The sequence below is a fragment of the Sphaerimonospora cavernae genome (assembly GCF_042435035.1).
GTDB classification, from domain to species: Bacteria; Actinomycetota; Actinomycetes; order Streptosporangiales; family Streptosporangiaceae; genus Sphaerimonospora; species Sphaerimonospora cavernae.
Map to the genome: position 1 here is coordinate 94,842 of NZ_JBHMQT010000057.1, position 14,938 is coordinate 109,779.

Here is a 14,938-nt window from a genome sequence, read left to right on the forward strand (position 1 = left end):
CTACATGTAGGCTATCTACTTATCAGGGAGTCGCATGGACGTCGTCGACCTCGCCCGGCTGCAGTTCGCCGTGACGGGAAGCCTTCATTTCCTGTTCGTGGTGCTCACGCTGGGACTGGCCCCGCTCGTGGCGATCATGAACACCCGTCATGTGCTGAGCGGCAATCCCATGCACGAGCGGATGACCCGCTTCTGGGGTCAGATATATGTGATCAATTACGCACTCGGCATCTTCACCGGCCTCGTGATGGAGTTCCAGTTCGGGCTGAACTGGAGTGGACTGTCGCACTACGCGGGCGACGTCTTCGGGGCTCCGCTCGCCATGGAGACGCTGCTGGCCTTCTTCCTCGAATCCACCTTCCTCGGCCTGTGGATCTTCGGCTGGCACCGACTGCCCAAGAGGGCACATCTGGCCTGCATCTGGCTGGTGACGCTGACCGCCTACGCCTCCGCGTTCTTCGTCATGGTGGCCAACTCCTTCCTGCAGAACCCGGCCGGCGCGGTGGAGCAGGGCGGGCGGCTTGTGCTGCGCGACTTCGGCGCGCTGCTCACCAACCCGACCCTTGTCTTCGCGCTCCCCCACGTGATCAGCGCTGGGTTGATGACCGGCGGCTTCGTGATCATGGGTGCCAGCGCCTATCACCTGTTCCGGCGGACGGCCGAGCATGAGTTCTTCGTCCGATCGCTGCGGATCGGAGTCGTGACCGCGTCGGTCGGCGCGCTCTTCACCGTCGGATTCGGGTTCGCCCAGTTCGGGGCGCTCGACGGCGTCCAGCCCGGCAAGTTCGACGCGGGAATCCCGGACCTGGCACTTGGGATCATGAGGGGTATCGGGGAGAACGTGCAGTTCGTCATGCTGCTCGTGCTGCCGCTGCTCTTCCGCGACCTGCTGGCCCGCTGGCGATGGCTTCACCCGATCCTCATGCTCATGACGCCGCTGCCGTTCGTGGCGGCGATCGCCGGCTGGATCGCCCGCGAGGTCGGCCGCCAGCCCTGGATCGTGTACGGCAGGCTCCGCGTGGCCGACGCGCTGACCCCGGGCATGACCACGGGGGGGCTGACCGTGTCCCTCGCCGCCTTCGCCGGCCTGCTCGGGTTGCTCGCCGTGGTGGACTACGTCCTGATCGCCCGGGTCGTACGGCGCGGCCCGCAGCAGGTCGCCCTCGGCGCACCGGACCTCCCGGCCGAACCCGCCCCCGTCCCCGCCCGCTCGTTGTAGAGGAACAGCCCTCATGGAGATCTTGTGGTTCGGGACGCTCGCCGTCCTGCTGATCGGTTATTTCGCGCTGGAGGGTTTCGACATCGGGCTCGGCATGCTGCTGCCGGTGCTGGGCCGTACGCCTGCCGCCCGGGACCGGCTCGTCGGGGCGATGGGGCCGTTCGTGCTCGCCAACGAGGTGTGGCTGGTGGCCCTGGCGGGTGCGCTGTTCGGCGCGTTCCCGACGCTGGAGGGCAAGGTGATCAGCGGGCTCTACCCCCTGGTGGTGGCCCTGCTGCTGTCGTGGATCCTGCGGGACGCCGGGTTGTGGTTCCGCCGCCGTCTGGGCGGCGCGGCCTGGCGCTCCCTGTGGGACTGGACTGTGTGCCTCGGCTCCGCCGGGCTGGCGCTCACCTGGGGGATGGCCCTGACGGCCATGTTGCGCGGGCTGCCGTCGGGCGCACTGTTCGACCCGCTGGGCATCGCGGGCGGCGTCGTCGTCGTCGCGGCCTTCGCCTTCCACGGCTGGACCTTCGCCGCCTGGCGGCTTCCCGGTGAACCCGCCGTCGGCGGGCGCCGGCGGTCGAGCCCGGCCCTGCTGGGTTCCGCCTGTGTGGCCGCCGCGCCGGCCGCCGTGGTCGTGGCGGCCTCGGCCTCCCCGATCCTCGATCACGCCGCCCCGGCGGCGACACTGACTGTGCTGAGTGTCATCGTGTTGCCGTGCGCGCCCATCATGGTGGGCGCGCAACTATGGATATGGCGCACCTTCGGCAGGGGCACGGTGCCGACGTTCTTCTGAGCGGGCTGCTGACCGGGTTGCCGCCGCTCGGCTTCTGATTGGGGCGTCTTTGCACAAGGATCTCCTGCGGCTGGCTCGCACCGAGCGGGCGGTCCGTCTCCATCTGGCCGGATGCCTGGCAGCGGCGGTGGCCGCCGGGTTGCTCGTGCTCGCCCAGGCCGAACTACTCGCCATGGTGTTGTCGGGCGCCGTGTCGTCGGGCGGGGCATCGCCTCAGGGAGTGGTGACGGGTGGAGTCGCCTCGGCCCTGCTCCTGCTGGCGCTCGTCGTCGCGGCGCGCGGACTGCTCGGCTGGGCGCAGGGGATCTTCGCGGGCCGCGCGGCCACCACGCTGAAGTCCGCGCTGCGCCGGCGCCTGCTGCCCCGGCTCGGCGAGCCGGACGGCACGGCCGCCGGCACCACGGCGAGCGCGAGGTCCGGTACGGAGGCCGGAGCCGCCACCGGATCAGCGGCGGGGTCCGGGGTCCGGTCCGGGGAGCTGGTCACGCTCGCCGGCCGGGGACTCGACGCGCTCGACCCGTATCTCACCGGATATCTTCCCGCCGTGGCGGTGGCCGGGGTGGTGCCGCTCGCGGTGGTCGCCCGGCTGCTGGTGGCCGACCTCGGCACGGCCGTGATCGTCGTGCTCACGCTGCCGCTCATCCCGGTCTTCGGGGCCCTTGTCGGGTGGACCACCAAGACCGTGACCGAGCGGCAGTGGCGGGCGCTGACCCGGCTGGGCGGCCACTTCCTCGACGTGGTGCGCGGCCTGCCGACGCTGCGCGCCTTCGGGCGGGCCCGTTACCAGGCCTCGGTGATCCACCGTGTGGCCGAGGACCACCGGGCGGCCACCATGCGGACGCTGCGGGTGGCGTTCCTGTCGTCGCTGGTGCTGGAGCTCGTGGCGTCGCTGTCGCTGGCCCTCGTCGCGGTGCCCGTCGGGCTGCGGCTGCTGTCCGGTTCGCTCGATCTCCACACCGCCCTGCTCGTCCTGCTCCTGGCTCCGGAGGCGTACCTTCCGTTGCGCGCGATGGGCACCCGGTTCCACGCGGCGATGGAGGGCGTGGCCGCGGCTGACGAGGCCTTCGCCGTCATCGACGGCCGTATGCCCCAAGAGCCGCAGCAGCCCGGAACACCCCAGGAACCCCGCAGGCCCCAGAAGCCCCGAACGCGGGCGGTCCCGGTCGCGCCCGCCGATCCGCCGGAGATCCGGCTGGAGGGCGTGACGGTCCGCTATCCCGGGCGCGACACCCCGGCGCTCGACCGTGTCGAGCTCACCATCACGCCTGGTGAACGAGTCGCGATCGTCGGCCCGAGCGGTGCGGGAAAGAGCACACTGCTGCACGTCCTGCTCGGGTTCGTCACGCCGACGGAGGGCCGGGCGCTGATCGACGGCACCGACCTCACCGATCTGAGTCTCGACACCTGGCGGCGGCGCCTGGCGTTCGTCCCGCAGCGCCCGCACCTGTTCGCCGCTTCGGTGGCCGACAACATCTCGCTCGGTACGGCGGCCACGCCCGCCGAGATCAGGGCGGCCGCGACCGCGGCCCAGGCCGACGGGTTCGTCGCCGCCCTGCCGGACGGCTACGACACTTCGCTGGGCGAACGCGGGGCGAACCTGTCGGCCGGCCAGCGGCAGCGGGTGGCGCTGGCCAGGGCGTTCTGCCGGCCCTCCGCCCAGGTGGTGCTGCTCGACGAGCCGACGGCCCGGCTGGACGGCCGTAGTGAGGCGGCGGTGATCGAGGCCACGCGGAAGCTGTGCGAGGGCCGCACCGCGATCATCGTGGCCCACCGTCCCGCCATGATCGACCTGGCCGACCGGGTCGTCCTGCTCGGTGCCGGTTCCCTCGTAGGGAGTGAGACGACCTCATGATCCGCGGGCTCTCCCGACGGCTGGTCCTCGCCGCGCTGGCCGGGGCGGCGGCCGACCTCGCCGGCGTCGCGCTGATCGCGGCGGCCGCCTGGCTGATCACCCGGGCCGCCGAGCAGCCGCCACTGGCGGCGCTGTCGGTCGCCATCGTGGCCGTCCGGGCGTTCGCCACCACGAAAGGACTCTTCCGGTACGGCGAGCGCCTCGCCGGGCACGACGTGGCGCTGCGCGCGCAGGCGGGCACACGCGAGCGGCTGTACCGGTCGCTGATCCCCGCCGGGCCGCTGCCACGGCGGGGGGCCGATCTGCTCAGCAGGATGGTCGACGACACCGACGCGGTTCAGGACCTGCTCGTCCGCTGCCTGCTCCCGGCCGTCGCCGCCCTGCTCACCGGGATCACGGCGGTGACCGTCACGGCCTTCCTGCACCCCGCGGCCGGGCTCGCGCTCTGCGCCGGGCTGCTCGTCGCCGGGCTCCTGCTGCCGGTCGGCACGGCCGCCGCCGCCCGGCGGTGGTCGGCGCGGCTCGCACCCGCCCGGGCCGAACTGGCCGCGCGGGTGGCCGACCTGGTGCACGGCGCCGCCGACCTCGCCGCCTGCGGAGCCCGCGGCCAGGCCATCGACGCGGCGATGGCCTCCGACGGGCGGCTGGCCCGGCTGGAACGGGGACGGGCGCGGATCAACGCGGTCGCCCTCGCCGTCGGCATGCTCGCGCAGGGGCTCACCGTGATCGCGGTGGTGCTGATCGCCCAGGCCGCGGCCGTGGACCGGGTCGCGAGCGCGGTGTTGGCCCTCACCTCGCTGGTCGCGTTCGAGCCGGTGCTGCCGCTGGCCGCGGCCGGTGAGCGGTTCGCCGGGGTGCTGGCGGCGCTGCGCAGGCTCCGGGAGATCGCGGCTGCACCCCCGGCGGTGGCCGAGCCGGCGGCGCCCGTTCCCCCGCCCGAGCCGCCGCTGACGATCCAGATCGAGGGCCTGGTCGTCCGGCACGGTGAGCGCGAACCCGCCCTGAAAGGGGTGGACCTGACGCTGACGCCCGGCAGGCGCGTCGCGCTGGTCGGCCCGAGCGGCGCCGGAAAGAGCACCCTGCTGGCGGCGCTGATGCGGACGGTCGACATCGAGTCGGGCCAAATCCGGATCAACGGCGTCGACATCCGGCGGGTCGCCTCCGACGACGTACGGTCCCGGATCACCGGCCTGACCCAGGATCCGTACGTCTTCCAGGCGAGCCTGCGCGAGAACCTGCGGCTCGCCGGACCGGAGGCCTCGGACGCCGAGTTCGCCCTGGCCGTACGGCGGGCCCGGCTGGACGGGTGGGTGGAGCGGACCGGCTGGGACACCGTGCTCGGCGAGGACGGGCGCACCGTCTCCGGCGGCCAGCTTCAGCGGCTCGCGCTCGCCCGGGCGCTGCTGTTCGACCCGCCGGTGCTGCTGCTGGACGAACCCGCCGAGGCGCTGGACGAGGAGACCGCCGACCTGCTGATGGCCGACCTGCTCGACGCGACCCGGGGGCGCACCACACTGCTGGTCACGCACCGGCTGCGCGGTCTGGAGCAGGTGGACGAGATCGTCGTCCTCGAGGGCGGGCGGGTGATCCAGCGGGGACCGCACGCCGAGTTGGTCTCCGCGCCCGGGTACTACCGGGACCTGTGGGAGTCCGAGGCGCTGACCCGTCGCTGATGACGGCGGCACACGGCCGGGTGGAGACCGGCCGCGAATGACGATCGCCGGTGGGCCCTCCCCCTCTGAGGCCCACCGGCGATCTGGTTCACCAAGTCACGCTTCGCGGCGCCGGCTCCGTGCTCCTCCGTGGCTTTCGGTGCCGGCCCGGCGTCAGCTCGCCGCCGTCTGCTCGGCCAGCGTGATGGAGATGGCCGAGGCCTCGCCGTTGCGCGTGTAGTCGATGGTCACCTTGTCGCCCGGCCTGGAGCTGCGGATCGTGCCGACCAGCGCCTCCGCGCTGTCCACCCTCTTGTTATTGATCTTGGTGATCAGGTCGCCCTCCTTGAGGCCGGCCTTCTCCGCCGGGCTGCCGACGGTGATCGAGGCGATCACGGCCCCGGCGGTGCCGCCGACCGCGTCGGCGACGCTCACCCCGAGGAAGGCGTGGCTGGCCCTACCGGTCTTGATCAGTTGGTCGGCGACCTGCTTGGCCATGCTGATCGGGATGGCGAAGCCGACGCCGATGTTGCCCGAGCCGCCGCCGGATGTCGCGATGGCCGTGTTGATCCCGATGACCTGGCCGGCCCCGTTGACCAGGGCGCCGCCCGAGTTACCGGGGTTGATCGCCGCGTCGGTCTGGATCATGCCGCCGATCGTCGCACCCCGGCTCCGGCGCTGCTGCCCCCAGCCGGGGAACGGCTGCTGCTGGTCCTCACCGCTCTCGGTCAGCGTACGGTCGAGCGCGCTGACGATCCCCGATGTCACCGAGCCCTCCAGCCCGAGCGGGCTGCCGATCGCCAGCACCGAGTCGCCGACCTGGAGTTTGTCGCTGTCACCGAGCGAGGCCGGGACCAGGTCGGAGACGCCCTGCGCCTGGATGACCGCGATGTCGGTGGTGGGGTCGGTGCCCTTGACGACGGCCGATGCCGTCCTGCCGTCGCTGAACTTCACCGTTATCGTGGCCGACTGGTCCGCCTGCGCCACCACGTGGTTGTTGGTCAGGATGAGGCCGTCGGCCGACAGGATCACCCCGGAGCCCTCGCCGCCGCCCATCGGGGTCTTCACCTGGATCGACACGACCGACGGCATGATGGCCTTGGCGACCTCGGCGATGGTGTTCCCCGCGGAGTTCGACACCGGGTTGACGATGGGGCTGGACATCACGGTCCGCTCACCGTTCGCCGCGTTGGTGATCAGCGCCCCCGCGGCGCCACCACCCAGTGCGACGGCTACCAGGGCGAGGCCCGCTCCCACTTTCTGCCTGCCGGTCAGCGTGCCCCTGGGCCGGGGCGGCGGGGCGGGGAACCCCATGGGGTCGAACGAGGCGTAGCCCTGACCGCCGCCCCCGAACGCCCCGCCGTACTGCCCGTGCCGCGGCGGAGTGCTGCCGAACTGGCTCCAGCCGTGCCCCGGGAACTCCTGGGTGTTCTCGTTGGGAACGTCGTTGGGTCCGCTCATCGTCAATCCCCCTCGATGGATTCGCCGGTGCTCCCGGCTCTCCGCCGGTACATCTTCAGCATCGCAAATGGGCGATAAGGCGGCGTTAAGCGATCTACGACGGGAAGGGACAGAAGCCGTACATCGCCCTTATTCCGGCATCTCGTACCGCCGTCAGCCGTCGCCAAGGGCCCGGTAGGGGTCGCGCAGCGGCTGCACCCGGGCGGCGAAGTCCTCCTTGATGGCCGCCATCTTCGCCCCCGGCGCGTAGAAGCGTCCCTTGGTCTCGCCGTACGGCTGCAGCCACCCCTCGGCGACGAGCTCGCGCAGGTCGCGGGCGGCCTGGCCCTGGCTGAGCCCCTCGTCGGCCTGGTACATGCCGCGGCGCAGCCGCCGGGACACGAACACCTGGTAGAGCGCGGAGACCGTGCGCGGATGCAGCCCCTCGGCGTCGGTCCGCTCCTCCAGCAGCGTCCACACCTCACCGGCCTCGGCGAGCCTGCGCCGCACCCGCTGGGCCTGCATGTGATGGCAGCGCAGCACGAACCGCACCCAGGGCAGTGTGTCGCCGTGCGGGCTCCATCTCCTCCCCCCGACCGCCCCCAGCACTCGGTAGTAGTCGAAGGTGATCTCTCCTTCGCCCAGCCACTCCTCAATCGAGCAGAACTCCGGTGTGGTGATCCCGTCGCGGCCGAGGACGAGCGTCTGCAGCGCGCGCGACGTGCGTCCGTTGCCGTCCCGCCACGGATGGATCTTCACGAGGTTGAAGTGCGCCATCGCGCCGCGGACGTAGCTCGGCGCGTCGAGGTCGCCGTTGTTCAGCCAGTCCACCAGCTCGTCCAGCAGCTCCGGCACGGCCTGATGATCCGGCCCCTCGTAGACGACCTCACCGGTGGCGGAGTTGCGGATGTAGATCCCGCCGGGCCGTACGGTGCCCGGCGTCTTGCCGACATGATGGCCGATGATCGCGAAGTTCAGCCCGTGCAGCAGGCCCGCGTCGAACCGGAACGTCCACGCTTTGGCCAGCACATTGACATACGTCAGCGCCCGCTGATAGCCGACGATCTCCTTCGCCACCGAATCGGAGGTGTCCAGCGGCTCCTCTCCGGACATGATCGACTCGATGTCCTCGACGCTGGCCCGGTAGCCCTCGATCGAGTTCGACCCCTGGATCGCCCGCGCCTGCAGTTGGCGGCGCAGCTGGCCGTCCCAGCGGTGGGGCTCGGCCAGCCGGTACTTCAGGTCCGTGCGCATCTCCTCGATCTCCGCGAGGACCTTCTCGTCGATCCCGTCGAGCACGGGTGTGCCGTACAGCATGCCGCCATGACAGCACAGACGAATCATTCAGTCAAATCAAAGAATTATTTGCTCATCTTGTCCCGATTTGTGCCGACAGGGCTGGTCAGGCCGCGGCCGGGTGGGCCGCCGACGCCGGGGTCAGCGCGATCTTGAGCACCTCCCTGACGTCGCTCACCGCGTGGACGGTGAGGTCGGCCAGCACCTCGGCGGGCACGTCGTCCAGGTCGGGCTCGTTGCGCGCCGGGATGAGCACGGTGGTGATCCCGGCCCGGTGCGCGGCCAGCAGCTTCTGCTTGACCCCGCCGATCGGCAGGACCCGACCGGTGAGGGAGACCTCGCCGGTCATCGCCACGTCGCCGCGGACCGGGTGGCCCGACAGCAGCGAGGCGAGGGCCGTGGTCATCGTGACGCCCGCCGACGGCCCGTCCTTCGGCACCGCGCCCGCCGGGACGTGGACGTGCACGGACCTGTCCTTCAGCGAGCCGACCGGCAGCTCCAACTCGGCTCCCCGCGACCGCAGATAGGACAGGGCGATCCGCGCCGACTCCTTCATCACGTCGCCGAGCTGACCGGTCAGCGTGACCCCGGTCCCTCCGGTCTCCGGGTCGGCCAGCGAGGCCTCCACATACAGGACGTCACCGCCGGCGCCGGTGACCGCGAGGCCGGTCGCCACGCCCGGCACCGCCGTACGCTGCCGGGCCTCCGGCAGGGACGACTCGGGCACGTGGCGCGGCCGGCCCAGGTAGGAGACCAGGTCGTCGGTGGTGACCTCGACCGGCGGCTCGGCCTCGCCGAGGGCGGCCTTGGCCGTCACCTTGCGCAGGATCCGGGCGATCGACCGCTCCAGCGAGCGGACGCCTGCCTCGCGGGTGTACTCCCCCGCCAGGCGGCGCAGCGCGGCGTCCTCCACCGACACGTCCTCGGCGGTGAGCCCGGCCTGCTCCAGCTGGCGCGGCAGCAGGTGGTCGCGGGCGATGGCCACCTTCTCGTCCTCGGTGTAACCGTCGAGTGTGACGATCTCCATGCGGTCCAGCAGCGGGCCGGGCACCTGCTCCAGCACGTTGGCCGTGGCGAGGAACAGCACGTCGCTGAGGTCGAGCTCGACCTCCAGATAGTGGTCACGGAAGGTGTGGTTCTGCGCCGGGTCGAGCACCTCCAGCAGCGCCGCCGTCGGATCGCCCCGATAGTCGGCCCCGACCTTGTCGATCTCGTCGAGCAGCACGACCGGGTTCATCGAGCCCGCCTCGCGGACGGCCCGGACGATGCGGCCGGGCAGCGCGCCGACGTACGTGCGCCGGTGGCCGCGGATCTCCGCCTCGTCGCGCACGCCGCCGAGCGCGACCCGGACGAACTTCCGCCCCATGGCTCGGGCGACCGACTCGCCGAGCGAGGTCTTGCCGACGCCGGGCGGGCCGGCCAGGGCGAGCACCGCGCCGCCGCGCCGGCCGCCCACCACACCGAGGCCCCGGTCGGCCCGGCGCTTGCGGACGGCGAGGTACTCCACGACCCGGTCCTTCACGTCGTCGAGGCCGGTGTGATCGGCGTCGAGCACCGCGCGGGCGCCGGCGATGTCGTACTCGTCATCCGTCCGAACGTTCCAGGGGATGTCGAGGACGGTGTCGAGCCAGGTGCGGATCCAGCCGCTCTCGGGAGCCTGGTCGGAGGTCCGCTCCAGCCTGCCGACCTCCTCGATCGCGGCCTCCCTGACCTTCTCCGGCAGGTCGGCGGCCTCGATCCGCGACCGGTAGTCCTCCTCCTCTCCGGAGGGCTCTCCGTTCAGCTCGGCCAGCTCCTTGCGCACGGCGGCGAGCTGCTGGCGGAGCAGGAACTCCCGCTGCTGCTTCTCCATGCCCTCCTGGACGTCCTTGCGGATGGTCTCGGCGACGTCCAGCTCGGCCAGGTGGTCGCGGGCCCAGCCGACGAGCCGCTCCAGCCGCTCGGCGGGGTCGGGGGTCTCCAGCAGGAGCTGCTTCTGCGGCGTGGACAGCCAGGGCGCGTAGCCGGCACTGTCGGCGAGGACGGCCGGATCGTCGATCTGATTCACCGCGTCGACGACCTGCCACGCGCCGCGCTTCTGCAGGATCGTCGTGGTGAGCGCCTTGTACTCCTTGGCGAGCTCCTCCGCTCTGGGACTGGAGGCCACCCCTTCGAGCACCTCGGCCTCCACCCACAGCGCGGCGCCGGGCCCGGTGGTGCCGGTGCCGACGCGCATCCGGTCCACGGCACGGACCACGGCGGCCGGCTCTCCGCCGGGTAACCTTCCGACCTGCTCGATCACCGCCGACACCCCGATCGCGCCGTACCGGCCGTCCAGACGGGGCACGAGGAGCACCGTGCTCTCACCGCCGGCCCGCGCCGCGTCCACGGCCGCGCGCACCTCGGCGGCCGACAGGTCGAGCGGAACCACCATGCCGGGCAGGACGACCGCGTCGTCCAGCGGGAGAACGGGAAGGATCTGGGTCATGAGCACTCCCATGAGTTGAGTTATGTCGACTCAACTAACAGGAGCCTCGGCGTGTTCCATCTTTTGCGCCAGTTCGCTGCGAGCGATCGTAATCGTGTAATCACGGGTGATGGCCGAGGCCCGTCCCGAGTCCCGCCGGGAGACCGGGGATGTCCCCGTGCCCGTGGGCCGACGGTCAGGCGAGGAGCGGTTTGAGCTCCTCGCGGAGGGTCTGCCCGTCGCGGAAGTGGACGCCGTGGACGCCCACGGCCCGGGCTGCGGCGACGTTCTCGGTGCGGTCGTCGACGAAGACGACGTCCCCGGCCGGCACTCCCAACTCCTCGATCACCTTGAGATAGATCTCCGCGTCGGGCTTCACCATGCCCATCCGGCCGCTGTAGAAGCGCGGGCCGATCGGAGCCAGGAACGGCAGCGGGTCGATCCCGTCCGCGACGCAGATCGGCGCGTTGGACAGCAGCGCCATCGGCACTCCCTGCCCGGCCAGCTCCTCGATCACCGCCGCGGTGTCCTCGTTGGGGCGCGACCAGCTCGCCACGTCCAGCGCGACCACGCGATCGAGTTCTTCTCCGGTCACCGGCCTGGCGTACACGAACGACCAGTACGCCCCGGGATCGAGGGTGGCGCGGTCGAAGTCGAGGCGGGCCGCCCAGTAGCGCTCCTCGAAACCGGGCGCACCTTCTGTCTCAGGCCCGTCCAGCAGAGCGGTCAGCCGGGCGACGTCCGCCTCGGCCTGGGGCAGGGAGATGACATTGCCGTAGTCGAAAAGAACAATCTTCATGATTGTTCGATCATAACCTCTGTTCGTTTCGCAGGACATACGGCTTCAGATAATCGTTGACCACTCCGCAGCCGAGGTAGTTGCGCACAGTATGGAAGTCCAGCGCATCGATATTGCAGGTCAGGTCGCGCTCGACACCCTCGAAGCAGCCGCCCAGATCCGACGGGATGGCCGCGATGTCGTCCTTGTCGGCGACGTTGATCCAACGGCGGACACCGGGCGGCCGGGTGCCCCGCCCGTTCAAGGGGGCGGGCAGCAGCCGCTCGAAGACGACGTTCCGCATGCCGAGCGGGCTGCCCAGCGTGATCAGCAGCTCGACCTCCAGCTCCGGCTGCGCCCACAGCGCCTCATACGTCACCACGCTGCCGAGCGAATGTGCGATCACGACCCGGGGCGCACGCCGCCGGATCGTGTCGGCCACCGCGTCGCGGGCGCGGCTCCGCGGGTCGCCGCCGCCGAGATAGGCGGCGACCTCGGGACAGAAGCTCTCGGCGAAGCGCACCGCGCGCGGGCCGAGGGAGTCCAGCAGCCACCCGGTCAGCCGGTGGACCACACCGGTCAGCGATTCCCCGGCCGCGGCCGCGCCGCGCAGCCGCCCGTCCAGCTGTGCCGCCCAGTCGGCGAACACGAGCCTGGCCGGCGCCCCCATCTGCTTCAACTCCAGCTGCTTCAACGACCGTGCCGGGCCCGGTGACAGGGCGGCAGGGCGCAGATGATGGGCGTAGTAGGCGATCTCGGAGAAGTACTCACCGTTTCCCCGGCCGATTCCCCTGCCGAGCCCCTTGCCCAGGTAGCCGTTCCACTTGCGCCGCATGGCCTCGGCCGCGCTCCCCGGTGAGCCGCCGGCCTCCTCGTAGTAGCGGTACTTCCCGATGCCGTGGACTCCGACGATCATGTTGCGGCAGCCGCCTTCCCTGGGTCGTACCGATCTCGCGCCACTCTGCACCAGCGGGTGGACCGCGACAACCTCAAGCCCGATCGAGGCGGTAAATGAGGGGCGGAAACGGCTTCACGGGGATAAATTGGCTACCTGTCGATCCAGTCGACCTGACAACCCAATGGAGAGAGGATCATGCCAGGCCCGTTGCACATCCGCGGCTCGGTCGTCATTCCCGAGGCCGAACTCGCCTGGCGCTTCTCGCGATCCTCCGGCCCCGGCGGCCAGGGCGTCAACACCACCGACAGCCGGGTCGAGCTGAGCTTCGACGTGGCGGCCACGACCGCGCTCGGGCCGGCCCTCAAGGCCCGCGCCCTCGACCGGCTCGCCTCCCGTCTCGTCGACGGCGTGATGACCGTGGCGGCCTCCGAGCACCGCTCGCAACTGCGCAACCGCGAGGCCGCGCGAGCACGGCTGGCACACCTGCTACGTGAGGCGATCGCGCCACCCCCGAGGAAACGCCGTCCGACCGCACCCTCCAAGGGCTCGATCGAACGGCGCCTCGCCGCCAAGAAGCACCGCTCCGACCTCAAACGCCTGCGCCGTACGACCGACTGACCGACGTGATGCGGCTTCAGACGAGGTCGACGAGGTCGGCCACGGAGTCGACGACCTGGGAGGGCCGGAAGGGGTAGCGGTCGATCTGGTCCTTCTGCGTCACCCCGGTGAGCACGAGGAACGTGTGCAGGCCCGCCTCCATGCCGCAGACCACGTCGGTGTCCATTCGGTCGCCGATCATCGCGGTGCTCTCGCTGTGCGCGTCGATCCGGTTGAGCGCGCTGCGCATCATCATCGGGTTCGGCTTGCCCACGAAGTACGGCTCCACTCCGGTCGCCTTCGTGATCATCGCGGCGACCGCGCCGCACGCGGGCAGCGATCCCTCGTGCGAGGGCCCGATCGGGTCGGGGTTGGTGGCGATGAACCGCGCGCCGTTCTCGATCAGTCGGATCGCCCGCGTTATCGAGGTGAAGCTGTAGGTCCTGGTCTCGCCGAGCACGACATAGTCGGGATCAAGATCTGTCAGCACATATCCGCATTGGTGCAGCGCGGTGGTGAGCCCCGCTTCGCCGATCACATAGGCCGAGCCGTCCGGCCGCTGGTCGGCCAGGAACTGGGCGGTGGCCAGGGCGGATGTCCAGATCGCCTCCGGCGGCACCTCCAGACCCGCCGCGCGCAGCCGTACGGACAGGTCGCGAGGCGTGTAGATCGAGTTGTTGGTCAGCACGAGGAACCGCTTCCCCGACTCGCGCAGCCGCTTGATGAACTCGTCCGCCCCCGGGACCGGGTGCCCCTCGTGGACCAGAACGCCGTCCATGTCGGACAGCCACGACTCGATCGGCTTTCGCTCGCTCATGGGTCCAAGGATGACAGCTCCCACCCATCCCAGACGAATCAGACAGAACACCCCTGTTGGAATTTTCAGTTGACCTTCCGGGTTGCCGCAACCATGAGCGTTGACACCATCCGCGGCGTGCCGCGCGGGACCGCCACGGTGCCGCTGTCGATCCTCGAACTCGCGACCGTCGGCGAGGGCGGCACCCCGGCCGAGGCGCTGGGCGTCGCCACCGAACTGGCCCGGCGCGCCGAGGAGTGGGGCTACCACCGCATCTGGGTGGCCGAGCACCACGGGATGCCGGGGGTGGCGAGCTCCTCGCCGGCGGTGCTCATCGCGCATCTGGCCGCCGCCACCCGCACGATCCGGATCGGTTCCGGCGGGGTGATGCAGCCCAACCACGCCCCGCTGGTGATCGCCGAGCAGTTCGGCACGCTGCACGCGCTTCATCCGGGCCGCATCGACCTCGGTCTGGGCCGTGCCCCCGGCACCGACATGGCCACGGCGAACGCGCTGCGCCGCTCGGCCGAGGTGCACCCCGACGACTTCCCACAGCAGCTCGACGAGCTGACCCGATTCCTCGACGGATCCTTCCCGCCCGGCCACCCGTACGCGAAGATCCAGGCTGTGCCGCGCGAGGCCGACCGGCCGCCGATCTGGCTGCTCGGCTCCAGCGGGTTCAGCGCCCGCCTGGCCGGGCTGCTCGGCCTGCCGTTCGCGTTCGCCCATCACTTCAGCGCCGCCAACACCGAGCCCGCCCTCGAGCTCTACCGGTCCTGCTTCCGGCCCTCGGCGGTGCTCGCCGAGCCGTACGCGATGATCGGCGTGGCGGCCGTCGCCGCCGACACCGAACAGGAGGCGCTGCGGCAGGCCATGCCGGGCGCGCTGTCGTGGCTGCGCCTGCGCACGGGCCGCCCGGGCCGGGTGCCCACCCCCGAAGAGGCCGAGGCCTACCCCTACAGTCCGCTGGAGATGGAGTTCGTCCGCGAACGGCTGTCCACGGTCGTGTACGGCGACGCCGAGCGGGTGCGGGCCGGGCTGGACGAACTGCGTGAGCGCACCGGCGCGGACGAACTCATGATCACTACCCAGGTGCACGGCGGGGCCGCGCGTCTGCGCAACTACGAGCTGATCGCCAAGGCGTACGGCATGCCGTAGCCGTGGCATGCCCGTGTCGCCAGGGAAC

12 protein-coding genes are annotated in these 14,938 nt (G+C 71.2%); 6 read left to right on the top strand and 6 right to left on the bottom strand.

Features of this window, described 5'->3' with window-relative positions; all coding sequences use genetic code 11:
* The first annotated feature begins 34 nt into the window (after positions 1 to 34).
* From ACFHYQ_RS25335 to cydC, 4 genes are read left to right on the top strand one after another with little or no spacing between them, the layout of a single operon-like run.
* Positions 35 to 1,219, top strand: a complete 1,185-nt coding sequence (locus tag ACFHYQ_RS25335; RefSeq protein WP_394303635.1) for a cytochrome ubiquinol oxidase subunit I — start codon at positions 35 to 37, stop codon at positions 1,217 to 1,219.
* Positions 1,220 to 1,232: 13 nt separating this feature from the next.
* Positions 1,233 to 1,997, top strand: a complete 765-nt coding sequence (locus tag ACFHYQ_RS25340) for a cytochrome d ubiquinol oxidase subunit II (RefSeq protein WP_394303636.1) — start codon at positions 1,233 to 1,235, stop codon at positions 1,995 to 1,997.
* Between the two features lie 49 nt (positions 1,998 to 2,046).
* Positions 2,047 to 3,849: a thiol reductant ABC exporter subunit CydD gene (cydD, locus tag ACFHYQ_RS25345; protein ID WP_394303637.1), complete on the top strand. Its 1,803-nt coding sequence runs from the start codon at positions 2,047 to 2,049 to the stop codon at positions 3,847 to 3,849.
* On the top strand, positions 3,846 to 5,522 hold the full coding sequence (cydC, locus tag ACFHYQ_RS25350) for a thiol reductant ABC exporter subunit CydC (protein WP_394303638.1): 1,677 nt from the start codon (positions 3,846 to 3,848) through the stop codon (positions 5,520 to 5,522). The genes cydD and cydC overlap by 4 nt, the downstream gene beginning before the upstream one ends.
* A 153-nt stretch (positions 5,523 to 5,675) precedes the next feature.
* On the opposite strand, the gene ACFHYQ_RS25355 is transcribed toward cydC, so the two are convergent.
* The 5 genes from ACFHYQ_RS25355 to ACFHYQ_RS25375 all read right to left on the bottom strand — a co-directional run bounded on the left by ACFHYQ_RS25355 (position 5,676) and on the right by ACFHYQ_RS25375 (position 12,377).
* A complete protein-coding gene (locus tag ACFHYQ_RS25355; RefSeq protein ID WP_394303639.1) occupies positions 5,676 to 6,962 on the bottom strand; it encodes a S1C family serine protease in 1,287 nt (428 codons plus the stop codon).
* 153 nt (positions 6,963 to 7,115) lie between these two features.
* Positions 7,116 to 8,258 (bottom strand): Fic family protein, encoded by a 1,143-nt coding sequence (locus ACFHYQ_RS25360; RefSeq protein WP_394303640.1) that lies wholly within the window; start codon positions 8,256 to 8,258, stop codon positions 7,116 to 7,118.
* Between the two features lie 85 nt (positions 8,259 to 8,343).
* The gene (lon, locus tag ACFHYQ_RS25365) at positions 8,344 to 10,704 is read right to left on the bottom strand and encodes an endopeptidase La (protein WP_394303641.1); all 2,361 of its coding nucleotides are present in this window, start codon (positions 10,702 to 10,704) and stop codon (positions 8,344 to 8,346) included.
* Between the two features lie 175 nt (positions 10,705 to 10,879).
* The gene (locus tag ACFHYQ_RS25370; RefSeq protein ID WP_394303642.1) at positions 10,880 to 11,482 is read right to left on the bottom strand and encodes an HAD family hydrolase; all 603 of its coding nucleotides are present in this window, start codon (positions 11,480 to 11,482) and stop codon (positions 10,880 to 10,882) included.
* A 10-nt stretch (positions 11,483 to 11,492) separates the two neighbouring features.
* Entirely contained in the window at positions 11,493 to 12,377 is an 885-nt protein-coding gene (locus ACFHYQ_RS25375; protein ID WP_394303643.1) for a hypothetical protein, read from the bottom strand.
* A gap of 177 nt (positions 12,378 to 12,554) precedes the next feature.
* On the opposite strand from ACFHYQ_RS25375, the gene arfB reads away from it, so the two are divergent.
* A complete protein-coding gene (gene arfB, locus ACFHYQ_RS25380; RefSeq protein WP_394303644.1) occupies positions 12,555 to 12,977 on the top strand; it encodes an alternative ribosome rescue aminoacyl-tRNA hydrolase ArfB in 423 nt (140 codons plus the stop codon).
* A 16-nt stretch (positions 12,978 to 12,993) separates the two neighbouring features.
* On the opposite strand, the gene ACFHYQ_RS25385 is transcribed toward arfB, so the two are convergent.
* Complete coding sequence (locus tag ACFHYQ_RS25385; protein ID WP_394303645.1) at positions 12,994 to 13,773, bottom strand: HAD-IIA family hydrolase; 780 nt, start codon at positions 13,771 to 13,773, stop codon at positions 12,994 to 12,996.
* A gap of 93 nt (positions 13,774 to 13,866) precedes the next feature.
* Here ACFHYQ_RS25385 and ACFHYQ_RS25390 point away from each other — a divergent pair, with 93 nt between their 5' ends.
* Positions 13,867 to 14,910 (top strand): LLM class flavin-dependent oxidoreductase, encoded by a 1,044-nt coding sequence (locus ACFHYQ_RS25390; protein ID WP_394303646.1) that lies wholly within the window; start codon positions 13,867 to 13,869, stop codon positions 14,908 to 14,910.
* The last annotated feature ends 28 nt before the right edge of the window (positions 14,911 to 14,938 follow it).